At 58.5% G+C, this 23,215-nt stretch carries 23 protein-coding genes; all 23 read left to right on the forward strand.

The window, feature by feature from the left end; genetic code table 11:
* Positions 1–10: 10 nt before the first annotated feature.
* The 23 genes from QY316_01810 to QY316_01920 all read left to right on the forward strand — a co-directional run bounded on the left by QY316_01810 (position 11) and on the right by QY316_01920 (position 23,209).
* Positions 11–1,009, forward strand: coding sequence for an SDR family NAD(P)-dependent oxidoreductase (locus tag QY316_01810; protein ID WKZ33167.1), 999 nt, complete (start codon positions 11–13; stop codon positions 1,007–1,009).
* A complete protein-coding gene (locus QY316_01815; protein ID WKZ33168.1) occupies positions 978–2,159 on the forward strand; it encodes a LegC family aminotransferase in 1,182 nt (393 codons plus the stop codon). The genes QY316_01810 and QY316_01815 overlap by 32 nt, the downstream gene beginning before the upstream one ends.
* Positions 2,160–2,789, forward strand: coding sequence for an acetyltransferase (locus tag QY316_01820; GenBank protein WKZ33169.1), 630 nt, complete (start codon positions 2,160–2,162; stop codon positions 2,787–2,789).
* The gene (gene neuB, locus QY316_01825; GenBank protein ID WKZ33170.1) at positions 2,786–3,790 is read left to right on the forward strand and encodes an N-acetylneuraminate synthase; all 1,005 of its coding nucleotides are present in this window, start codon (positions 2,786–2,788) and stop codon (positions 3,788–3,790) included. Before QY316_01820 ends, neuB begins: the two co-directional genes overlap by 4 nt.
* Positions 3,791–4,951: a UDP-N-acetylglucosamine 2-epimerase gene (gene neuC, locus QY316_01830; GenBank protein ID WKZ33171.1), complete on the forward strand. Its 1,161-nt coding sequence runs from the start codon at positions 3,791–3,793 to the stop codon at positions 4,949–4,951.
* Positions 4,951–5,838 carry a methionyl-tRNA formyltransferase gene (locus QY316_01835; protein WKZ34056.1) on the forward strand — a complete coding sequence of 296 codons (888 nt, stop codon included), beginning with the start codon at positions 4,951–4,953 and terminating at the stop codon, positions 5,836–5,838. Before neuC ends, QY316_01835 begins: the two co-directional genes overlap by 1 nt.
* The gene (locus QY316_01840) at positions 5,835–6,500 is read left to right on the forward strand and encodes a PIG-L family deacetylase (GenBank protein ID WKZ33172.1); all 666 of its coding nucleotides are present in this window, start codon (positions 5,835–5,837) and stop codon (positions 6,498–6,500) included. The genes QY316_01835 and QY316_01840 overlap by 4 nt, the downstream gene beginning before the upstream one ends.
* Positions 6,500–7,579: a sugar phosphate nucleotidyltransferase gene (locus tag QY316_01845; protein WKZ33173.1), complete on the forward strand. Its 1,080-nt coding sequence runs from the start codon at positions 6,500–6,502 to the stop codon at positions 7,577–7,579. The genes QY316_01840 and QY316_01845 overlap by 1 nt, the downstream gene beginning before the upstream one ends.
* Entirely contained in the window at positions 7,569–8,345 is a 777-nt protein-coding gene (locus QY316_01850; GenBank protein WKZ33174.1) for an SDR family oxidoreductase, read from the forward strand. The genes QY316_01845 and QY316_01850 overlap by 11 nt, the downstream gene beginning before the upstream one ends.
* Positions 8,342–9,310: a Gfo/Idh/MocA family oxidoreductase gene (locus QY316_01855; protein WKZ33175.1), complete on the forward strand. Its 969-nt coding sequence runs from the start codon at positions 8,342–8,344 to the stop codon at positions 9,308–9,310. Before QY316_01850 ends, QY316_01855 begins: the two co-directional genes overlap by 4 nt.
* Positions 9,297–10,013, forward strand: a complete 717-nt coding sequence (locus tag QY316_01860) for an acylneuraminate cytidylyltransferase family protein (GenBank protein WKZ33176.1) — start codon at positions 9,297–9,299, stop codon at positions 10,011–10,013. Before QY316_01855 ends, QY316_01860 begins: the two co-directional genes overlap by 14 nt.
* Positions 9,998–10,822, forward strand: coding sequence for a 3-deoxy-manno-octulosonate cytidylyltransferase (locus tag QY316_01865; protein ID WKZ33177.1), 825 nt, complete (start codon positions 9,998–10,000; stop codon positions 10,820–10,822). Before QY316_01860 ends, QY316_01865 begins: the two co-directional genes overlap by 16 nt.
* Positions 10,819–11,850, forward strand: a complete 1,032-nt coding sequence (locus tag QY316_01870) for a hypothetical protein (protein ID WKZ33178.1) — start codon at positions 10,819–10,821, stop codon at positions 11,848–11,850. Before QY316_01865 ends, QY316_01870 begins: the two co-directional genes overlap by 4 nt.
* Before the next feature lie 2 nt (positions 11,851–11,852).
* Positions 11,853–13,685: a hypothetical protein gene (locus QY316_01875; protein ID WKZ33179.1), complete on the forward strand. Its 1,833-nt coding sequence runs from the start codon at positions 11,853–11,855 to the stop codon at positions 13,683–13,685.
* Positions 13,682–15,226 carry a hypothetical protein gene (locus QY316_01880; protein ID WKZ33180.1) on the forward strand — a complete coding sequence of 515 codons (1,545 nt, stop codon included), beginning with the start codon at positions 13,682–13,684 and terminating at the stop codon, positions 15,224–15,226. The genes QY316_01875 and QY316_01880 overlap by 4 nt, the downstream gene beginning before the upstream one ends.
* Positions 15,220–15,906, forward strand: a complete 687-nt coding sequence (locus QY316_01885) for an acylneuraminate cytidylyltransferase family protein (protein WKZ33181.1) — start codon at positions 15,220–15,222, stop codon at positions 15,904–15,906. Before QY316_01880 ends, QY316_01885 begins: the two co-directional genes overlap by 7 nt.
* Before the next feature lies 1 nt (position 15,907).
* Positions 15,908–16,966: a class I SAM-dependent methyltransferase gene (locus QY316_01890; GenBank protein WKZ33182.1), complete on the forward strand. Its 1,059-nt coding sequence runs from the start codon at positions 15,908–15,910 to the stop codon at positions 16,964–16,966.
* Between the two features lie 13 nt (positions 16,967–16,979).
* Positions 16,980–17,927, forward strand: a complete 948-nt coding sequence (locus QY316_01895) for a class I SAM-dependent methyltransferase (protein ID WKZ33183.1) — start codon at positions 16,980–16,982, stop codon at positions 17,925–17,927.
* A complete protein-coding gene (locus QY316_01900; protein WKZ33184.1) occupies positions 17,924–19,681 on the forward strand; it encodes a hypothetical protein in 1,758 nt (585 codons plus the stop codon). The genes QY316_01895 and QY316_01900 overlap by 4 nt, the downstream gene beginning before the upstream one ends.
* 223 nt (positions 19,682–19,904) lie before the next feature.
* A complete protein-coding gene (locus tag QY316_01905; GenBank protein WKZ33185.1) occupies positions 19,905–20,690 on the forward strand; it encodes an aldolase/citrate lyase family protein in 786 nt (261 codons plus the stop codon).
* The gene (locus QY316_01910; protein ID WKZ33186.1) at positions 20,687–21,640 is read left to right on the forward strand and encodes a phosphoglycerate dehydrogenase; all 954 of its coding nucleotides are present in this window, start codon (positions 20,687–20,689) and stop codon (positions 21,638–21,640) included. Before QY316_01905 ends, QY316_01910 begins: the two co-directional genes overlap by 4 nt.
* 5 nt (positions 21,641–21,645) lie before the next feature.
* A complete protein-coding gene (locus QY316_01915; protein WKZ34057.1) occupies positions 21,646–22,275 on the forward strand; it encodes an HAD hydrolase-like protein in 630 nt (209 codons plus the stop codon).
* A gap of 10 nt (positions 22,276–22,285) precedes the next feature.
* Entirely contained in the window at positions 22,286–23,209 is a 924-nt protein-coding gene (locus tag QY316_01920) for an NAD(P)-dependent oxidoreductase (protein ID WKZ33187.1), read from the forward strand.
* The last annotated feature ends 6 nt before the right edge of the window (positions 23,210–23,215 follow it).

Genomic DNA, 23,215 nt, shown 5'->3' on the forward strand with positions numbered 1-23,215 from the left:
GGATACGCGCATGAAACTTTCAGGCAAGAGGGTGCTTGTGACCGGGGCGTGCGGCTTTATAGGCAGCCACCTCGTCGAAAGGCTCCTTGAGGAGGGCTCGGATGTGCGGGCCTTGGTCTGCTACAACTCCATGAATTCCTGGGGCTGGCTCGACCGCATCCCGTCAGAGGCGCTTAAGTCAGTCGAGGTCGTCAGCGGGGATATAAGGGACCCGCATGGCGTGAGGAAGGCAATCGAGGGCTCGGAAGTCGTCCTTCACCTTGCAGCCCTCATCGGCATACCCTATAGCTACCGCTCCCCGGAGAGCTACATGGACACTAACATAAAAGGGACTCTCAATGTGCTGCAGGCCGCAAGGGATTTTTCGATAGAGAGGGTCGTCGTTACCTCGACATCCGAGGTCTACGGCACGGCCATGTACGCTCCCATTGACGAGGAGCACCCGAGGCAGGCCCAGTCCCCCTACGCAGCGACAAAGATAGCCGCGGACTCCCTTGCCGAGTCGTTCGTAAGGAGCTTCGGCCAGGACGTCCTGATAGCGCGGCCATTCAACACCTACGGGCCGAGGCAGTCCGCTCGCGCTATCATACCGACCATAATCACACAACTCCTCTCGGGGAACAGGGCGCTGAAGCTTGGCGCGCTCCACCCGACCAGGGATTTCGTTTACGTCAAGGACACGGTCGAGGGCTTCGTGAGGATAGCGAAATCAGGGGCCAAGCCCGGGACTGATATCAACATCGCGACAGGGCAGGAGATATCGGTCCGCGCCCTCGCGGAGACGATAGCCGGGATCACGGGTGAGGGCGCGGAGATAAAAAGAGACGACAACAGGGTGAGGGTATCCGCGAGCGAGGTCGAAAGGCTCTGCGGAAGCGTCGAGCGGCTTAAAGGGCTTACGGGATGGGCGCCGATGCGCTCCCTGGGTGAAGGGCTCAGGGAAACTGTCGAGTGGTTCAGCGTCAGGGAGAACCTGAATGGCTACAAGCACGGCATCTACAATATCTAAGGGGGCACCCGGCAGGATAGCCCTTTCAGAGCCGGAAATATCCGGCAATGAATGGAAGTATGTAAAGGAGTGCCTGGACACCGGCTGGGTCTCGTCAGCAGGCGCATATGTTGCGCGCTTTGAGAAGAGCATTGCTGCATATACGGGAGCCCATGAGGCCGTCTCTACAGTAAACGGCACCTCGGCGCTCCACGTGAGCATGGTTGCGCTGGGGGTAGAGGCAGGGGACGAGGTCGTGGTCCCTGCCGTGACATTTGTCGCGCCGGTGAACGCCGTAAAATACTGCGGCGGAGAGCCAGTATTCATGGACTGCGACCCGGACACGCTCTGCATGGACACGGCAAAGCTCGCGGCGTTCCTCAAAAACGAGTGCTTCAGGGGCAAGGACGGCTTCACTTATAACGGCGCTACGAAACGGCGCGTGAAGGCGGTCGTGCCGGTGCATGTATTCGGCCACCCGGCGAGGATGGACGAGCTTATGGACGCGTGCCAGGGGAAAAACATCGAAATTATAGAGGACGCAACCGAGAGCCTGGGCTCGGAGTTCATGGGAAAGAAGACCGGCACATTCGGCGCGGCAGGGTGCTTCTCGTTTAACGGGAACAAGATCATCACGACAGGCGGCGGCGGGATGGTCGTAACGGACGACCGAGCGCTCGCCGCAAGGCTAAGGCACCTTACGACCCAGGCCAAGGCGGACGCCTTCGAGTACGAGCACGACGAGGTCGGCTATAACTACAGGCTTACCAATATACAGGCTGCGCTGGGGGTCGCGCAAATGGAGCGGCTGGAAGAGTTCGTCTCGGCCAAGAGGAGGAACGCCGGGTCCTACAGGCGGCTGCTCACGGAAAGCGCAGGGCTCATGTGGGAAAAGACCTGGGCCAAAAGCAATTTCTGGCATTGCACCATAAGGGCGGGGGAAGCGAGGCGGGAGGCCATTATCAGGCGCCTCTACGAAAAGGGCATACAGGTGAGGCCCCTGTGGAAGCCGGCCCACCTCCTTCCCATGTACAGGGGGTGCCAGGCATACAGGATAGAGAGCGCGGAAGCGGCTTACAGGAGCTGCCTGAATATCCCGAGCGGGGTTGCGCTGAGAAAAGAGGAGATGGAGCGCGTGGCAGGGGAGATAAATAGCGCGCTCGGGGGTTGAATGAAGGAGCGGCTGGTGCTCATAGGAGGCGGAGGCCACGCCAGGGTCCTTATGGAGCTTATATCATTATCCGATTCTTTAGAGGTTGAGGCTGTGCTGGACCCCAATCTTGCGCCAGGTACGTTTGTTTCGGGCATAAAGGTGGCCGGAGGGGACGGGCTCCTTCCGGGGTTGTTTTCGCGCGGCGTCCGATACGCATGCGTGGCAGTAGGCAGCGTGAAAGACAACACAAGGCGCGCTTCGATCTATAAAAAGCTCAAGGAGGCCGGATTCAGCCTGCCCCGTCTCATGCACCCGAAGGCATTTATTTCCGGAAGCGCGGACATAAACGAGGGCGCGCAGGTAATGGCGGCGGCTGTGGTGCAGGCAGGTTCTTCAATCGGTGCTAACACCATCGTAAATTCCGGGGCCATAGTCGAGCACGACTGCAGGATAGGAAACCACGTGCACCTTTCCCCGGGCTCGGTAATTTCCGGAGGCTCCGTAATAGAGGAGGGCGCGTTCGTGGGGGCCGGCGCGACTGTCATCCAGGGTGTGAGGGTCGGAGAGCGCGCAATAATTGCGGCAGGCGCGGTTGCAGTGGGTGATGTGGCGCCCGGCGTCCTTGTAAAGGGGGTGCCGGCAGCGTGAGCATATTCCTGATAGCGGAAGCGGGGGTGAACCATAACGGCAGCATTGAGATGGCGCTTCAAATGGTGGACGCTGCTGCGGATGCCGGGGCGGATGCGATCAAGTTCCAGACCTTCAGCGCGGAAAGGGTAGTAACGAGGCGCGCGGAAAAGGCCGCCTACCAGGTGAAGACTACCGATACTGGTTCGCAGCTTGAGCTGCTCAAGCGATACGAGCTGGATGAGAGAGCGCATCTCCGCTTGATAGGGCGCTGCCGTGAAAGGGGCATACGGTTCCTCTCGACCCCGTTCGACCTTGAGAGCATAGAGCTCCTTTCAAGCCTCGGGCTGGAACTATTTAAGGTCCCGTCAGGGGAGATAACGAATCTTCCATATTTGAGGAAGGTGGGCGGGCTTGGAAAGGAAGTAATCCTCTCGACAGGCATGTCGGAGCTGGACGAGGTAAGGGCGGCGATAGAGGCCCTTGCAGAATCAGGGACGCCGAAGGGGCGCATAGCCGCGCTCCACTGCAATAGCGAATACCCTACCCCTATGGAAGACGCGAACCTCCGGGCAATGGCAACCATGAGGGAAGCCCTTAACGTAAAAGTCGGGTACTCGGACCATACGCCGGGCATTGAGGCGGCGCTGGCAGCAGCCGCGCTCGGGGCAGAGGTCATAGAGAAGCACTTTACCCTGGATAAAACGATGGAAGGGCCTGACCACAGGGCGTCCCTCGAACACGGCGAATTGAAGGCAATGGTCCTCGGCATAAGGAAAGTCGAGAAGGCGCTCGGGGACGGCATCAAAAGGCCCAGCCGGTCAGAGGGGGCGAATATCACGGCCCTCAGAAAGAGCATAGTCGCGGCCAGAGGCATAAAAAGAGGCGAGACGCTTTCCGAGGAGGCCATTACCGTCAAAAGGCCGGGGAGCGGCTTAAGCCCCATGCTCTGGGACAGGGTCGTGGGCGGGCGCGCGAAGAGGGACTTCGCCCCTGACGAGCCCATAGAGGCAGAGGCTTAGTTGCGCAATATTGCGGTAGTCACAGGCACGAGGGCCGAGTACGGGCTCCTCTACTGGATGATAAAGGGCATACACGAAGACAGCTCCCTTGAACTTGGCCTCATAGCTACAGGAATGCACCTTTCCCCGGAGTTCGGGCTTACGGTCACGGAAATCGAGACGGACGGCTTCCCCATAGCCGAGAAGGTGGAGATGCTTTTAAGCTCCGATACCGAGCACTCTATAGCAGCGTCAATGGGCATCGGGGTCATGGGCTTTGCGAAGGCATACGAAAGGCTCAGGCCCGATATGGTCGTCCTTTTGGGAGACAGGTTCGAGGTGCTCTCGGCAGCTGCCGCCGCAGTGCCGTTCAGGATACCCATAGCCCACATACACGGCGGCGAATCGACCGAGAGCCTCATAGACGAGCAGATACGCCATGCCGTTACGAAGCTGAGCCATCTCCATTTCACCTCGACAGAGGCTTACAGGAATAGGGTGGTGCAGATGGGCGAGGACCCGGAAAATGTCATTTGCTCAGGCGCGCCGGGGCTGGAAAATATCCGGAGGCTCAGGCTCATGGGACGGGACGGGATTGAACGAGCGCTCGGGCTCCCGAAGGGCCGCGCAATCGGTGTGCTTACATATCACCCGGTAACTCTCGACGAGGACCCTTCTGGCGGCCTTGGAGAGGTCCTTAAGGCCGTGTCGGTTTTAAATGGCGGCCTTTTCTGGGTGATAACGCTACCAAATGCGGACACCGGCGGGCGCGCCATATCCAAAGAGCTTGAGAGGTTTGCGGAAAGAAACCCGGATAAAGCCGTGTGCTTCCATTCGCTCGGAAGGGTGGCGTACCTGTCGCTTCTCAAGGCCGCCTCGGTCATGCTCGGCAATTCATCAAGCGGCATCATAGAGGCCCCATCTTTCGGCCTGCCCGTCGTAAATATCGGCGGCAGGCAGGGGGGGAGGATACGGGCCGCAAATGTGATAGACGCGGCGCCTGAAGCAGCAGGGATATTGAAGGCCCTTAAAAAGGCCCTTTCGCCGGGGTTCAGGGGGGCGCTCGCGGGACTTCAAAACCCTTACGGCAACGGGGACGCAAGCGGCAGGATAATCGAGGCCATCAAAGGGGCGCGGATTGAGTGGCTTTTAAAAAAGAGGTTCAGGGATCTGTCCGCGTGATGAGGTATGTCTTCATAGGAGCGGTGGACTTCAGCGCGGCATGCCTTGAGACGATGCTCAGGATGGGCCTCGATATGGCCGGCATATTCTGTCTTGAAAAAAGGGCTGCTTCCGTGAACAGCGATTACTCCGACCTGGGCGAGGTGGCAAGGAAGCACGGGAAACCATGCAGGCACTTCAGAAGGATAAGGGACGAAGCAGAAAACATAAGGGCGCTTAAGCCGGATGTCATATTCGTCATGGGCCTGTCTCAGGTAATCCCGTCCGAGATACTCGGGATTCCATCTATCGGCACTATCGGGAGCCACCCGGCGCTTCTCCCCAGGAACAGGGGAAGGCACCCGATAATATGGGCCATCGCCAACGGTCTTACGAATAGCGGCCTTACGCTCTTCTGGCTCGATAGCGGCATCGACACAGGCGACATATGGGCGCAAAGAGAGTTTGCAATCGGGCCTAATGATGACGCCTCGATTGTCTACGACAGGGTAAAGGGGCTCGCCTCCGAGATGCTTGAGGCCCATATACCCGAGCTTGAGAAAGGGGTCGCGAGGAGTAGGCCGCAGGACGGCTCCTGTGCCAATACCCTGAGAAAAAGGACCGCGAAGGACGGCGAGATAGACTGGAGGATGGGGACAAAGAGGATATGCGACCTCATGAGGGCCCTTTACAGGCCGTATCCCGGAGCGCACTGCATGCACAACGGCAGGGAAGTGAAGGTGTGGAAAGGGAAGGAATTGAGGATAACCGGGGCTGCCCGTGATTTCGAGCCCGGGAAGGTGCTTTCGTCTGAGAGCGGGAGCATAGTCGTAAAGACCGGGGACAGCGCGATAGAGCTTGTTGAGCACGGCTTTGAACGCCTTCCGTCCGCCGGAGAATACCTGTGAGGGTGCTTGTCATATCGCCCCATCCGGACGACGAGACCCTCGGCTGCGGCGGCACCCTTTTAAAGCACGCGGCAAGGGGCGATGAGCTATTCTGGATGATTGTAACCGGAATGTCGGCTGAGGCGGGGTTTGAAATAGAGCGGGTGAAAAGAAGGGACGGGGAGATAGCCGCCGTTTCGAAGGCATACGGGTTCAGGGAGGTAATAAGGCCGGGCTTTCCCGCTGCCGGGCTTGATACGGTCCCGAGAGCAGGGCTTATCAGGAGGCTCTCGGAGGCGTTCTCTGCCGTAAAGCCGGAAGCCATATATATCCCGCACCCGGGCGACATACATTCAGACCACAGGGCCGCCTCCGAAGCGGCGCTCTCGGCTGCAAAGGCGTTCAGATGCCCGTGGATACGGAGGATAGCGGCTTTCGAGACCCTTTCGGAGACGGAGTTCGCGCCGCCGCTCGTTGGGCGGGCCTTCCTGCCGAACAGCTTCTCGGACGTGACCGGAGGCCTTGAACGGAAGATCGAGATAATGGAGACCTACGCCGGGGAGACGGCGGAGCACCCGTTCCCGAGGAGCAGGGACAGCATAAGGGCGCTTGCCGCCTTGAGGGGCGCTACCGCTGGCGTCAAGTACGCCGAGTCCTTCGTTGTATTGAAGGAGATATGGTGATGGACTCTCAGAAGGTCAAATCGCTTACCATAGGACCGGAGGCCACGATAAAAAATGCCATGCAGTGCCTGAACGACGCGGGCGAGAAGATACTCTTCGTTACGGACGAGCGGGGCGGCCTTATAGGGGTAGTCACGGACGGAGACATAAGAAGGGGCATAATCAACGGCCTCGACCTCTCGTCCCCGGTCGGGAAGGTGATGAGGCCGGATTTCATCTGCCTAAGCCGGGGGGTCCCTGACCTGAAAAAAAAGGCGAAGGCGCTGATGAAAAAGCACCTCATCGAATACGTGCCGGTCCTCAACCGGAACAGGGAGCTCGTTGACATAATCTCCTGGATCGAGTGCCTTAACGGGAACGGCAGGCCGCCGCAGGACATGCTCGGGCACCCTGTAGTCATAATGGCCGGGGGCATGGGCACGAGGCTTGACCCCTTCACGAAAATACTCCCCAAGCCGCTTATCCCATACGGCAGCAAGCCCATAGTCGAGCACATCATGGACGGCCTGCACGAGTGGGGCTTTCACGAGTTCATACTAGTCCTCAATTACAAGAAAGAGGTCATAAAGCTCTATTTCGGGGAGAACAGACGTCAATACTCGGTCGAGTTCGTGGAGGAGGACGGGTTCTGCGGCACCGCGGGGGGCGTAAGCCTCTTGAAAGACAGATTGAAGAGCACATTCATACTCACGAACTGCGACACCATCCTCGAGACCGACTACCGGGAGATACTCAGGTGGCATGGGGAGAAGGGCAACATGCTTACGATTATCGGCTCGCACAGGGAGGTTTCCATACCTTACGGCGTATTGAACATGGCAAACGGCTCTTTCGTGGACATAAGGGAGAAGCCCAAGCTCGATTTCTTCATAAACACCGGCACATATGTGCTTGAGCCCGAGGTGCTCGACTTTCTCGAAAGGGGAGGGCACGCGGACATGGACTCTCTCATAACCCTGGCCAAGAAGAGGTATCCGGAAAAGGTGAGCGTTTTCCCGAGCTGGGGGAACTGGTTCGACATCGGCAAATGGGACGAATACAGGATGAGCCTCAAGAGGATGGAAAGCGTTGAGAACTGAAAAGGGCATCTTCTCGTGCGAGGGCAAGGCCGCGCTCGTGGCGGGAGGGTGCGGCCTCATAGGGAAAGCTGCGGCCGCCGCGCTCGCGAAAGCAGGCGCATACGTCATCGTCGCGGACACGGACAGGCGGGCTGGCAGGGCCTTGAGCGGGTCCCTGGGGTGCGGTTTTGTGAGGCTCGACATCGGGTCAGAGGCCTCCATAAGGGCGGGCTTAAGGGAGGCGGTGAGAAAGGCCGGGCGAATTGACATACTCGTGAACTCCGCGTATCCGAGGACAAAAGACTGGGGCCGGGAGCCCGAAAAGACCGCCTTCAATTCATGGAAGAGTAACGTGAACAGGCATCTCGGAGGCTACTTTCTCCTGAGCCGCCTTGCATGCGAGGAAATGAAGGCAAGCGGCGGCGGAAGCGTCATAAGCATGGCCTCGGTATACGGCGTGGTCGGCCCGGATTTTTCGCTCTACTCAGGCACTGACATGACTATGCCCGCGGCGTATCCCGCGATAAAGGCCGGCGTACTCGGGTACACGAGATACCTGGCGTCGAGCTACGGCGGACATAACATCAGGGTAAACGCGGTATCTCCCGGCGGCGTCCATAACGGCCAGCCGGCGTCCTTCGTGAGGAGGTACTCGGCAAAAGTGCCGCTCAAGAGGATGGCCGCTCCTGAAGACATATCCGGGGCGATCGTATTCCTTGCTTCAGACGCTGCAGGCTACATAACCGGGCAGAACCTTATAGTGGACGGAGGGCTTACGGCAGTATGAGGGCTATTGTGGCGGGTTTCGGCTCAGCCGGGAAAAGGCACCTCTCGAACCTCCTCGATCTGGAGGGCATGGAGGTGGTGACGGTCCTTACCTCGCGCTGCTCAGGAGAGTGGTCGGGCCCGCCGAGCATTAAGTTCATAGGCTCGATTGACAAGGTCGGTAAAAGGGGCGCGCCCTCGGGCGCGGACTTCGCGATACTCGCCAATGAAACGGGGAAGCACCTTGAAACTGCTGTCGCGCTCGCTGAGAGGGGTATAGACCTTTTTATCGAGAAGCCGCTTTCGCACAGCCTTGAAGGGGTCGAATCGCTCGTAGATGCGGTCAGGGAGAGCGGGGTTAGGGTCTTCATGGCTTATAACATGAGGTTCATGGGAGCGATACGGAGGCTGAAGGAGGAGCTAAATAGGGGCGCCGTGGGTGCGCCGTATTTCGCGCGCATAGAGGCGGGGCTGTTCCTGCCGCATTGGAGGCCCGGGAGCGATTACAGGAAGGGCTACAGCGCGAGCAGGGAAAGGGGCGGAGGGGTGCACCTCGATCTCTCCCACGAGCTGGACTACATGCGTTTCCTTTTCGGCGACCCGCTCTCGTGGAAGACGGCCAGGGCGGGCGTAAGCTCCCTTGAGATAGACTCCGAGGACGTATTCGAGGGCATATACCGCTACGAGGACGGGTTCATCTGCAGCGTCCACCTCGACTATCTCCAGAGGCGGAAGACGAGAAAGATAATCGTCGTGGGCAGCCTCGGCAGGCTCGAATGCGACCTCGTCGAAGGGAGGATCGTCCTGGAGGCGAAAGGCAGGACGGAGCGGATAGAGGACGAGAGCCTCTTCGGCCTAGACGGCACATATAAGGACGAGCTTCGATACTTCCTCGGCGCGCTAAGTAGGGGCGAAGACCCGGAGCCCGGCCTCCACGACGGCATTGCCGTACTGAGACTATTGGAGGATTCGAGTGTACGGCAATAAAAGGGTGCTCTGCGTCATACCTGCAAGGGGCGGGTCAAAGGGGCTCCCGGGAAAGAACGTCATGCTGCTCGCGGGAAGGCCGCTAATCGCCCACACCATAGGACACGCGCGCGGCTCCCGCTACATAGACAGGACTATCGTCTCGACGGAAGACCTCGATATCGCGAGGGTGGCGCTGGAAAACGGGGCGGAGATCCCCTTCCGGAGGCCCGCGGAGCTTGCGGCAGACGACAGCGGCACCCTGGACGTGCTCGCCCACGCTGTGGAGGCGATGGAGACCGGGCACGGGTGCTCTTTCGAGATACTGGTGCTCCTGCATGCGACCGCGCCTCTAAGGAGGCCGGAGGACATAGACAACTGCATAGAGCTCCTTGCCGAAAAAGGCGCGGGGAACGTCTTCTCGGTCGCAAGGGCGCAGAGAAACCCCTATTTCAACATGGTTGAGACCAAGCCTGACGGCAGGGTGGGCCTCGTTAAGGACGGCTCTTTCACCACGCGGCAGGACGCGCCTCCGGTATATGAGATGAACTCGTCCATCTACGTATGGCGGATGGAGAGGTTCAAAAAGGAGAGGAGCATATTCTCAGGCGGGAGCGCAATTTACGAGATGCCGAGGGAGAGGTCGATAGATATTGACGACCGGCTTGATTTCAGGATGGCGGAGATGCTCATGGACGGGGAGGGCGCATGCCGGAGAGCGTGAGGGTACTATCGGAGACCGGGAGGGGCGTAATCGGGATAATACCGGCAAGGATGGCATCCACGAGGTTCCCCGGCAAGCCGCTCCGCCCCATACTTGGCATGCCCATGATAGGGCACGTGTACCTCCGGAGCAGGCTCTCCCCGGTCCTCGACGAGGTGTACGTGGCAACCTGCGACGACGTGATACGGGACTATATACAGTCGATCGGAGGCAAGGCCATCATGACGCTAAAAAGCCACGAGCGCGCCTCGGACAGGACCTCTGAGGCCATGCTCAAAGCAGAGGACATGGCAGGCAGGCGGGCTGAAATAGTCGTGATGATACAGGGAGACGAGCCGATGGTCACGCCGGAGATGATAGGAAGGGCCGTCGGGCCGCTCCTGGCCGATCCGGAGGTGAATATAGTGAACCTCATGGCCGAAATAAGCCAGTCTGAAGCCGCAGACCCTAACGAGGTGAAGGTGGTGGTCGACATGCGCGGCGACGCAGTCTATTTCTCAAGGGAGCCCATACCCTCGGGAGGCAAATACAAAGGCGGCCTCAAGCGCTTCAAGCAGGTCTGCGTCATCCCGTTCAGGAGGGGAGCCCTCATTAATTTCAACGGCCTTGGCCAGACTCCGCTTGAGATAATCGAATCGGTTGACATGCTGAGGCTCATAGAGAACGGCCTCAAGGTGCGGATGGTGGCTGCAGAGGCCGCGACCTGGAGCGTTGATACGCTCCAGGATTTAAGAAAAGTAGAGCAGGCGATGATGGGCGACCCCCTGCTCGCAAGATACATGGGCAAAGCGGCTGGGGCACGGGCATGAGGTTCATCAAGCCGCTCAGGATAGCGGAGGAGGTAATATTCGTGGACGGCCTCTGGGGCACGGGGAAGTCGATAATGGGGCCGGTCCTGGGGAGCTTCGAGAGGGTCGAGAAACAGAGGCTTGCGCCCATATACGAGCACCTTTCGGTCCTCGACCGCTTCGGCAAGATCGACCCGGACTCGGGCGCGGCCTTGATGCGGCTATACGCCGACATCGCGCTCTTCAACTCCATGATATCGCGCGAGGTCAACCTACGGCCCTTCGACGACTCGGGCCTTCTGAATAACCCCAGGCCGCTCGAATACCTGGCAAGGCTCCTCTACAAGGACGGCGACGCGGTCATGGAGAGGATAAGGAAAGAGAGGCCGATACTCCAGATAATGACCCACCAGATAATGCCGGCGGCCCGGCTCGCGTTCAGGTCCTTTGGCGAGAGCTTCAGGATAATCGAGATGGTCAGGCACCCGCTTTACATGGCCCGGCACTGGTTCAGCTACATCGAGAGGTGCGGGAGGGACCCCAGGGAATTCACGCTCTGGATAGAGGACGGCGGTGGCCCGCCACAGCCCTGGTTCTCAAGCGAATGGGGGGAGAGATACTCGAATCTCTCGACCATGGACAAGGTCGTCTACTCGATAAAGTGGCTCTACGAGGAATCGGAAAAGGCCCTGGGCGGCCTTTCAGAGGGAGAAAGATCGAGGGTTTTTTTCGTCCCGTTCGAAAGGTTCGTGAAAGACCCCTGGCACTTCATAGGGGAGCTGAAGGCCTTTCTCGGTGTGAACCCCACGGAGAGTACCAAAAGGGTGTTGAGAAAACAGAAGTGCCCGCGCGCGAACCTCTCGGCAGGGAAAGGGCATGCAAGCTACGGATGGAGCGGCCCCCTGGGGAGAGACGACGGCGAAGATTACAGGAGGCGGATGGAGCTCGTGGACGCCGAAGCAAGCCATGAGGCAGCAGCCGAGCTGAGGAGGATGTGCGAGGCATACGAGAAGCGGTTCCAGGTCTCCATACCGGGAAGGGGTGCTTGAAGATGGGGGGTGAAGACCTGCTTGTTCTCCTTGAAGACAGGGGCCAGTTCCTCGAGTACGAAAAGGCCATGCCCGATCATGCCTCCTTCAGGCACACGGTGCTTGCGCTGACCCCCCAGGCCATCGAGATATGCGAGTCGAGGGGGCTGAAGTACGTTACCCCTGAAGAATGCTTTTCCGGGCCGGAATACTACCGGCAGAAAAAGGCATCGGAAAAAGAGATACTGGGCATGGTGTCCGCGCTCGACTACCATTATGCGCGGCCCTCGGAAGACGAGATAGGTCTCCCGCTCGAGATTGGAAAGTATTTTTACCTGCAGCTCTATCTCCTTGCAGGCGCGCTGCACCTGAGGGCTTTCGTGCTGGAGAGGGCCATCGCGCGCTTCAATCCCGGCCTCGTTCTGGCCTTCATGCCGCGTTACGCGGAAAAAGAGATCGGAAAGGCTGAGAGGCACAGGCCTTATGCCGAGCTCCTCCTCAATTCGCCGTATGCCGATAGATGCCGGGTAATTGAATACGACCCGGCTCAACCCCCCGCCTCGATACAGGCAAGACTGAAGGGCGCGGCTGCCGGGGCTATCGGCAGGTCCCCGCTTCTGTCGAGCTACTACGCTCTCAGAAGAAACGGCCTGAGCGGCGCGCGGCGGCCCGGCAGCCCCAATATCCTGATCCTCGGGCCCCTTTACAACTGGAGAAGCGTCCTAAGCCATCCAATATTAAAGGACCGCGCAGGCCTCTTCTGGATACCGAGGGACCAGGCCGGGACTGTTGGGCGCAAATCCGGAAAAAACGGAGGAGCAAAGCAGCTCCATGACTGCAGATTTCTGGGATTCGACCTGAACCGTCCTTTAAGCGGGTTTTTCAGCGCGGCCCAGGCAACATTCGAAGAGCTTCTTGAAAACCATCATGACGTGGTCAAAACCGTTCAAAAGGCTGACGTTGTACTTGTCTCTGTCTTTACCTCGCCCAGGCTAAACCATGCCGCCCATGTCGCAAGGAGCATGGGGAAGCCCGTAATAGTATGCCAGCACGGAGAGCAGAACCTCTGGGACAACAGCCTCTTCCCGGAAGCGACCGAGCTCCTGTACGCCGACCACTACCTTTCTTTCGGGGACGGCGTAACCGGCAAGTACCTCGAAGCGGTTGAAAGCGGGAAGCTGAAAAGCGCCAGCTCCATCGGCTCCGCCTCGCTCGACGCGATACAGGGCGGGCAGGCAAGGGACGGGTATATCCTCTACGCCACAGGCAAGTACCACCGCTATTCCAGCCCGTTCATAAGCTCTTTCGGGCAGGACACGCGCCTTTATAATGCGCAGAAAAAGATACTCGGGTTTCTGGCCAGTCTGGTCCGCGCCGGAGGGCCGAGGGCGATATTCAAGAGGAACAACACCGCGAACCATAACGAACTGCCATTCGAGGTGGATAAAGCCATAGATGAGGCTCAGCCTGATGATAAATTCACCTCTCTTCTTTCAGGGGCCTCGCTCGTAATACTCGACGCGCCGGCTACCACCTGCCTCGAGGCCTGCTCCACGAAAAAGCCCCTCTTCGTCCTCCTTGACAGGGTCAAATGGAACGAAGGGGCCGAGAGGCTCCTTAAGAGAAGGGCTGTCGCGGCCTATACCCCGGATGAGCTTGTAATGAAAATAGAGGAATATTTGAAGACCGGGGAATACGGCGCGGACCTCGACGACCGCGAGTTTATAAGGGCATACGGCACGCACCTTGACGACGGGAGGAGCGCTGAGCGGGCAGCCGGGTCCATCATGAACCTTCTGTATGAGCGGCGTGATTCAAGGGACGTTTTCCCGAGGGGGTCTGAGTCGATCGCATGAACTCCGTGCGGGCAAGGTACTTCGCGAAGCTGTCGAACAACATGGTCGGGATGCTGGGAGGCATCGTCACCGCCCTTCTGGTCCCGAAGTCCCTCGGCCCGGCGCATTACGGGGACTTCAATTTCCTGAAGGACAGCTTCGACAATCTCGTGAGGACAATGGACATGAACGCCTCGACCGCCCATTTCACCTACTCGTCGAGAAATAAAAAAAGCGGCCCTGCGAACCAGGTCTATTTCTATTTTTCGATTTGCGTGGGAATTGCCCTGAGCTTTCTCGTTGGCGTAGCCGTTTATTCCGGCGCCGCACGCTCAGTCTGGCCTGGACAGGGGCCGCTATTCATATCCGCTGGCGCCGCGCTGGGGTTCCTTTCGTACCTCGCCTCGAACCTGACGAACCTGTCGGACAGCAAGGGCTTTACCGTGGCCATCGAGAGCCAGCGGAGGCTCGTAGCCGCCTTTTCCATTCTTGCGCTCCTTTCCATGTATTTTTCCGGGCTCTTGGGCTTCGCCGCGTTCTTCACATATTCGATAGCGGTGCAGGCGGCAATAGTGCTCCTTTCCGTGGCGCTCCTTAAGAAGGCGGGCGTCTTCGGCTTCGGCCTCGAAAAGGTGAGCCTGCCTGAAATAAGAAATACGGCGCGATATTTTTACGGGTTTTCATCCCCGCTCGTGGCTGCCCTGGCCGTCGGCCTGGTGCTCGGCTTCTTCGACAGGTGGCTTCTGCAGGCGGTCGGCGGGTCTGTCTCGCAGGGCCATTACAGCCTGGCGCTCAAGCTCTCGATGGTGTGCGCCCTTTTCACGAACTCAATGGCCCCTGTATTCTCGCAGAGCATCGCCTCGGCGCACGCCTCGGGGGACATGCAGCGGGTAAGGGATCTCTTCGGCAGGGTCAGGGTCTTTTACTTCACGGCGGCGTTCATCTCGATCTTCTTCGCGTTCCACGCGAAAGAGATAGTGTTCCTGGTCGGCGGGGACGAGTACGGGGGCGCGACTCTCCCGGTCACGGTCATGATGCTCTACCCCATTCACCAGGCCTTCGGCCAGCTCTTCGGGAGCGCGGTCCTCTCGATGCAGTTTACGGGCATTTACAGGAACGTGAGCATCCTTACATCGTCCGCCGGGCTCGTGCTCAGCCTCGTCCTCGTCGCGCCTCAAGGGTTCATCATACCCGGGCTCAACCTTGGCGCAGCCGGACTCGCGGTAAAGATGGTCGTCCTGCAGGTGCTCTCCTCCAACCTCATGCTTTTTTACGCGTGCAGGAAAGCGGACCTCGGTTTTACGAGGCTCGCCGCCATGCAGGTAATCCTGCTCGCGCCAGTGCTCGTTATAGGGCTCCTGAGCTCGTTTGCGGGAGGCCTCGTCACTGGCGCAGGCGGAATGACCGCGGCCAGGGCAATGGGGCGGCTCTTCCTGGACGGCTCGATGTACGCCGTCTGCTCGGCCCTCCTGTGCCTCGCCTTCCCGGCCATGCTGGGAATAAGGCGCGAGGATTTGCGCGGGTATGCCCGGGCTTTCCTGATGAGGGGGCGTAGATGGTAAGGATGACGGCGCTCGTCCCCATGAGGGGGAGAAGCGAAAGGATACCTGACAAGAACATCAGGGACTTCGGCGGCAAGCCGCTATTTTACTGGATACTCTCGACGCTCAGGGGCTGCCCGAGCGTGGACCGCATTTATGTGGACACCGACAGCACTGCCATAAAGGAAATGATAGGGGAATTTTTCGGCGCATCCATAAGGACGATTGACAGGCCCGCGCACCTCCTTGGCGAGCACGTTTCCATGAACAGGATAATAGAGCACGACATGTCCGTTATCGATGGCGGAGACCATTTCATGCAGACGCATTCCACCAACCCCCTTTTGAAGCTATCGACGATAGAAGACGCGGCCAGGACCTACTTCACCGGCATTGACAAGGGGCACGATTCCCTTTTCTCGGTGACCACGCGCCACTCGAGGTTCTACGACGCGGCCTTGAGGCCGGTAAACCACGACCCGGCGAGGCTTGAGCGCACGCAGGATTTGAAGCCGCTCTTCGAGGAGAACTCGAATTTGTATGCCTTTTCAAGGGAGAGCTTCAGGGCGTGCGGCGCGCGTATAGGCGCGAGGCCCTATGCCTACCAGGTGCCCAGGCTCGAAAGCATAGACATAGACGAAATGCTCGATTTCAAGCTGGCCGAGCTCCTTTTTAAGATGCAGCTCGAGGAGGCCCCGTAAAGTGGATTGCCGGAACGTGGAGGAAGCATTGGGCAGGTGCGAAATACCGGTATGGCAGCGGGCCGACGGCGTGCCTGCCTTCAGGTTGAACAAGACGCACCGCCGGTACAGGAAAAAGTTCATAAGGAGGCTGCGGGCCGGGCGCATAAGGCTTGAGCGGAGATACGAATGCCTCTGCGGCTCGGCGCATCTGATAAAGTTATCGGAGAAGGACAGGTTCGGCCTGCCCTTCATGAACTTCATCTGCGCCGATTGCGGGCTTGTCTCGCTCAGTCCGAGGATGGCCCCGGAGTCCCTTCCCGAATACTACGGCAGCATATACCATCCGCTCATATGCGGGATGCCTGCCGGGACGGTCCTCGAGGACCTCGTGAACAAGGGGCAGGGGCGAAGGATATTCGATTTCGTATACCCGCACCTTCCGAAAAGAGAATTGAAGGTGTGCGATGTGGGCGCGGCAAGCGGCTCAACCCTCGTGGAGTTCAGGGAGAGCGCCTCGGAAAAGGGCCTGGGATGCCACCTCCATGCGTGCGAGTACGAGGAAGGCTATCTCCGCACCGCGCTCGAAAGGGGGATAAAGGCGGTGAAGGGCGGGCCTCAAAGCCTTTCAAGACCCGAAAACGGGTTCGATATCATAATATTGAGCCATGTGCTTGAGCACTTTAACGACCCCTTGGCGGAGCTCGGCATCCTCTCGGGCCTCCTTGCGGAGGGCGGGCTCGTCTATGTGGAGGTGCCCGGCATAACGAACCTTGAAAGCTACGGGCATGACCTCCAATCGTACTTCGTGCACGCGCATAACTTCAGCTTCAACCTGTCGTCACTTGAGACCGTGCTCTCTCTTTCCGGGTTCATGCTCATTACTGGCGACGAGTCGGTCCGCTCAATCTTCATTAAAGGCCTTGGCCGCGCTCCGGAAAAGGGGAACTGCCAGCGGATCATGGAGTGTCTCAGGGAGGCCTCTTCAAAAAAGGGGCCGGAGAGGCATTCCGGCCTCAAAGGCGCTGTCCTGAAGGCGTATTACAGGGGCGAGGCGCTCCTCGGACTCTCGGGTTTCTGAAAGGAAGCTTGGAATGGCAAACAGGATAGAACTGCTGGATATCGCGCTCCTCAAGGACAGGGAAAAGCTCTGCCTCATAGACCGGTGGAAGAAGGTGCTCGACCTGGAGATAGGCTGGCATTACGACCTGGACATCATCTGGGCGCTGAGGGAGGTGGAAAGGCTCGGCCTTAAAAAGGGCGCACTGGTCATGGACGCGGGGGCCGGGAACGGGCTGCTGCAGTTCCTTCTCGCCGCGTCGGGGTATGACGTCCTGAGCGTTGATTTCGCGGAAAGAAAGGCGCCCTCGGCGGCAAAAAGGATATTCGAGTTGGTTGAAGAGGAGCACGATACCGGAGCCGACGACAACCCTTATCGAAATTTCATAAAACACAACCGCGCCGGCTTCGGCGCCCGAAAGGCGGCCAGATGGCTCAGGTCCCCGGTAAAGGCCGCGGGCGCGGCATCGAGAAAGGCGCTCAGGTTCATCGACCCGGACCTTATAAGCGAGCTCCTTTCGTCACGCAAGCGCTCATACGGGAAGGTCCGTTATGTGAAAGGCGATTTCAAGGAACTTTTGAAAATTGAGAGCAACTCGGTCGACTGCTTAGTCTCGATATCCGCGCTTGAGCACAACGGCTTCGATGGAATAAGGCAGTCGGTCGGGGAATTCACAAGGGTGTTGAAAAGGGGCTCCGCCATGGCAATAACGATAAGCGCGGCCCGCGATGCCGACTGGTACTTCAAGCCCTGCGAGGGCTGGTGCCTGAGCGCCGGGACCATAAGGGATCTCTTCGGCATGGGAGACTGCCCCTCGAACTTCGAGCGATACGACGAGCTCTTCGCGAAGCTCAAGGGGGCCAGGGAGATAAAGGCGAGGATATCGAGGCATTACAGGATGAGCGGCGAAAACGGGCTCCCCTGGGGCGTTTACGACCCGAAATACCAGCCGGTCGGCGTCTTTAAAAGGAAGGGACAATGAAGCTCGCACTTACGGTGCTGAAAAACAAGGGCGGCGGGCTCGAGGTCCTCGACTGCGAGACATTCCCCTTCAGGAAGGCCGGGTGGGAAGAGCCCGGCCTGAGGGAGTACATAGACGCCTTTTCAAGGATCGTAAGCGAAAATAAGGGCGACCTGAGATACATAGTATCCGACACCCTCTCGAGGCTTGACGGACGCACCCATTTCTATGACAAGCTCTCAAAATGTGTACAGCTCATTGAAGCAATAGAGAGCGCAAAGGGGGATCTCAGGATAGAGAACCTCGAACCGGCGCTCTATGCCGGGCTGAAAGACATACTCGGCAGAAGGGGCACAAGATGGAGCGGCGGCAGGGCGCGCTTTCTTCTCTTGAGAATAGCGAGGGCCGCACGCCTGCCCTTCAGGCTTGGACTTGCGTTCTTTCTGGATATCCTGCTCCTCATGCTCGCCTGGGTCATCCTGCCCAAGCCTGCGGAAATGGATTACGACTGCGCCTTTCTGAGCTTTTACGACTACAGGTGCAAAAAGGATGGCAGGTTCAGGGACGACTACTTCCAGCCCCTTATCGAGCGCGCTATAGGGCAGGGCGGCAGGGTCGCGGTATTCCTCGCGCTATACCTGAACCTCTCCCCCTGGAAGCCGGTGAGATATATGAAAGGCCACATAACGGCGCTCCGAGACATAGCAAGGATGTCAGGGGAAAGCGGTTTCGGCCTTTCGGTCTGCAACAGGTTCTTGTCCACAGGCGGCCTTGCGAGGGCCTATTTCAAATCCGCAGGCTCGCTGCTCAAAGCCGGAAAAAAGATCTCGCACCAGGGGCATAATGTCACAGCCCTCGTCAACGCGTCGATGGAGGAGGATTATTTCAGGTGCGAGCACATATACGCCTGGAAGCAGTTCTATTTTTTTGAAAGGCTCCTCTCGGGTTTTTCCATAAAGAGGATAGTCTACGCCTACGAGAACCATCCCTGGGAGAAGCTCCTTGCGTTGCAGAGGAACCGGATGAGCCCGGCTACCCGGCTCGTCGGTTTCCAGCACACCAGTTTTTCGATGAAGCTCCTGCAATACTTCCCCGGCGTATTCGAACGGGACCTCCCCTTTTATCCAGACAAGATACTTACGGCGGGGAGGGTGCCTGAGGAGGTGATGAACGGATTCGGCGCGTACGCCAAGGGCCTTGTCGAGCCTGGGTGCGCCCTCCGGCACGAATACATCTGGAAAGGGCGCTTCGGATGGGGGCGCGGCAGAGATGACTTCAGAAAAAAGGTGGCTTACGCCTTCTCCTTTGACATTAGCGTCTATCCGGCGATATTGGACGCCCTCAAGGACACTTTTCAGGGGAGCGAGTACACGGTCTACTTGAAGGTCCATCCAATAGTGCCGGTCGAGGCCGTTATAAAGGGGAAGCTCCCGGATAATTTTATCATGGCCAAGTACATGCCCTGGGAAGACATTTTCCGGGAGATAGACATACTTTTCTATGACGACAATTCGCTCGGCATAGAAGCCCTTAAGCACCCGGTCGACGTGGTTTATTTCGGGCTGGCCTGTTCGACCTATGACTGCGACAGGTTGTTTAAATACGGGAAAGAGAAGATAGCCGTCCACTCGAAAGAGGACCTCAGGAGGTTCATAAGCGGATATTACGGTGGCAGGACAAAGCCCGGAAAGGATCTCCGGCACAGGGCCGGATACCTCTCCCGATATTTCGCGCCAATTACGACTGAAAGGCTCGACAGGTTCCTTCATTGCTGAATGGCGGCCTTTTGCCGATATTCGGGGCGATTTGACAAAAATTACGAAATCGATAGAATTGAATTCGAGACAGGCGCGTATTGAAAAAAGGCCGAACCAGGGCGCCGTTTAGAGGTAAAGGTCAGCAGCCGGCAAGAGAAGTTCCATCCCGTTCAGTCCCCCAGTCCGGTCCTTTTCATCCGGGACACTCACCCAGGCAAATTCCAAAATCAAACGAAGGCACATGAAGGGAAAGCATAAGGCTCCCTTGCAAGAGCGCCTCCGGGCGGGCGAGCTCACCATCGGTTCATGGATAACGCTCGGCCATCCGTCAGTAGCCGAGATCCTGGCTGGTGCGGGTTTCGACTGGCTGGCCGTGGACATGGAGCATTCCGCCATCACGCTGAGCGAGGCCCAGGCGCTGATACAGGCCATAGAGCTTGGCGGCTCGGTGCCGCTCGTAAGGGTGGGCTCGAACGACCCGAACGAGATAAAGAGGGTCATGGACGCCGGGGCGCACGGAGTCATCGTGCCAATGGTGAATTCGCGGGAAGACGCAGTTCGCGCGGTGCGAGCCGCCAACTACCCTCCACGCGGCGCTCGCGGCGTCGGGCTCGCGAGGGCCCAGGGTTACGGCCTCGGGTTCGAGAGATACAAGGCGTGGCTCAGGGAGAACTGCGTGGTAATCGTGCAGATAGAGCACATCGAAGCCGTAAAAAACCTCGAAAGCATACTCGCCACGGAAGGCGTTGACGCGTTCATCGTGGGCCCTTATGACCTTTCAGGTTCGCTCGGCAGGCCCGGAGAGTTCGATCATCCCGAGGTGATCTCGGCGCTCGAAAAGGTTAAGGAGGCGGCAGCGGGGGCAGGCACGCCTTCCGGATTCCACGTCATACCTCCTGATTGGAGGGAGGCGTCGGCCAGAATAGCCGAAGGGTACAGGTTCATAGGGTTCAGCCTTGATACGCTCTTTCTGGGCGCTTCGTGCGGGGAGGGGCTCAAGAACCTGCGGAGCCTGAGCTTCGCGTGAAGGTGCTTATCTCTACCTCGACTTTCGGTGAATACGATCGCTCGCCGCTGGATGTCCTTAAGGGGAGCGGTTTCGAGCCAGTCATGAACCCGTACGGGCGGACGCTCAAAAGGCATGAGCTGAAGGCCCTCGCAAAGGACGCAGCGGGCCTCATTGCCGGGACAGAGCGCCTGGACGGCCCGGTCCTCGGCGCAATGCGGGGGCTTAGGATAATATCGCGCTGCGGCGCTGGGCTCGACAACATCGACCTCGACGCCGCAAAGAGGCTCGGTGTGGCGGTATATAATACTCCCTCCGGTCCCACTCTCGCCGTGGCAGAGCTTGCGGTCGCCCTTCTCCTGAACCTCGCGCGCCGGATAACCGAGATGGACCGCGATGTCCGTAAAGGGGTCTGGAGGAAATCAGCCGGGAGCCTCCTGAAAGGAAAAAAGGTCGGGATAATCGGTTTCGGCAGGATAGGGAGAAAGGTCGCTGCGCTCCTTTCTCCTTTCGGCGCGGAGATCCGTTACTTTGACCCGTGCAGGGACGAAAGTGATTCCGGATGCAGTCCGTCGGATATTGACGAGCTGCTTGCGTGGGCCGACGCAATAACAATCCATGCGTCTCTGGCTTCGCAGTGTATGAGGATACTCGGGCTGAGGGAGCTATCCCTTATGAAAGAGGGCGCAATCCTCGTAAATACATCTAGGGGAGGTGTTGTGGACGAGGCCGCGCTGTACGAGGCGCTCTCCTCAGGCAGGCTCTCCGGCGCCGCGCTCGACGTATTCGAGGAGGAGCCGTACAGCGGCCCGCTAACAGCGCTCCCTAACGTCATACTCACCCCGCACATAGGCTCGTACGCCCGGGAAGCGCGCTCGGAGATGGAAATGGAGGCTGTATCCAACCTCCTCAAGGGCTTTGGCGTCGCCTCTCTCGCGACCGGGGCGGAAAAGGGGGCAGGGCGATCATAAAGGCCATAGCATTCGATTTCGACGGCGTCATCCTGGAGTCAGCTCAAATAAAGACCGAGGCGTTCAAGGAGCTCTTCTCGAAATACCCGGAAAAGGTGGACGAGATAGTCGAGTACCACCGCGCCCACGAAGGGGTCTCGCGATACAGGAAGTTCAGGCACTTCTGCGAGAACATAATCGGGACCGAATATACCGAAGAGGCCGGGCGGAAGCTCGGGAAAGAATTCTCGGCCCTCGTGTATGGGAAGGTTCTCAATGCCCCGTTTGTAAAAGGCGCGTCTGAATTCTTCGAAAGGCACCACGCCGAATACCTCATGTTCATAGCCTCGGGGACCCCTGCGGAAGAGCTTGCCGATATCGTAAAGGCAAGGGGGATCGCCGGGTATTTCAGGGACGTTTATGGGAGCCCCATGCTCAAGGCAGACGCGCTTCGGGATATGATGGGAAGGCATGGCCTTTCAGGTGAAGAGATTGTTTTTGTCGGAGACGCAGCAGCGGACCGGGACGCGGCAATGGAGGCCGGGACCAACTTCATAGCAAGGGTTTCAGGCGACGGCGGCCCGCTTAAAAACGAACGGCACAGGATAAAAGACCTCGACGGGCTAATGGGGCTCATAAAAGGGCTTGGCCGATAAAGGAGCGGAGATGGGAAAGGCTGTCGTTTTCGGCGGGTCGGGCTTTTTGGGAAGCCATGTGGCGGATGAGCTCACGAATGCCGGGCTCGAGGTCGCGATATTCGATAGAAAGCGCTCGCCCTTTCTCCAGCCATCCCAGGAGATGCTCATAGGAGACATACTGAACGAAAAGCAGGTCAGGGAGGCCGTGAGAGGCGCGGACTACGTCTATAACTTCGCCGGGCTCGCCGACATAGAGGAGTGCCGGGCAAGGCCAATAGACACTGTCAAATACAATATCCTCGGGAACTCCATAATCCTCGAGGCCGCGGCCTCGGAAAAAGCTGAAAGGTTCGTGTTCGCGAGCACCATGTACGTGTACAGCGACGCGGGGGCCTTCTACAGGATAAGCAAGCAGGCATCCGAGTTGATGATAGAGGACTACAGCCGCCTCCATGGGCTCCCCTACACCATAATGAGGTACGGCTCGCTTTACGGCGAGCGCTCTGATGAGAGGAACAGCGTATTCCGGATACTCAAGGAGGCCGTAACCGAAGGGAGGGTCACATATTACGGGAGCGGGGACGAGGAAAGGGAGTTCCTGCACGTGAAGGACGCGGCGCGGTCGAGCGTAGAGGTGCTCGACAGATCCTTCAGGAACGAATGCGTGATAGTGACGGGGCACAAGGCGGTGAAGTACAGGGAGTTCCTCGATATGGTGGCCGAGATGCTCAAGGGCAGGGTCGTGGTCGAGTACAGGGAAAGAAAGCAGGACACGCACTACAGGATAACCCCCTACGCTTTCAACCCGAGGTTCGCGAAGAAGATGAGCCCCCCGCAGCACGTGGACCTGGGGCAGGGGCTCCTTCATTGCATAAACGAGATATACACTGGCATGCAGAGTGAGAAAAGGAAGTATGTGGAGCTGTCGCTCGGAAGCATGGACATGAGCTGAGGCCCG

The organism is Thermodesulfobacteriota bacterium, from assembly GCA_030583865.1.
In the GTDB taxonomy this organism is placed as follows: Bacteria; Desulfobacterota; GWC2-55-46; order GWC2-55-46; family GWC2-55-46; genus UBA5799.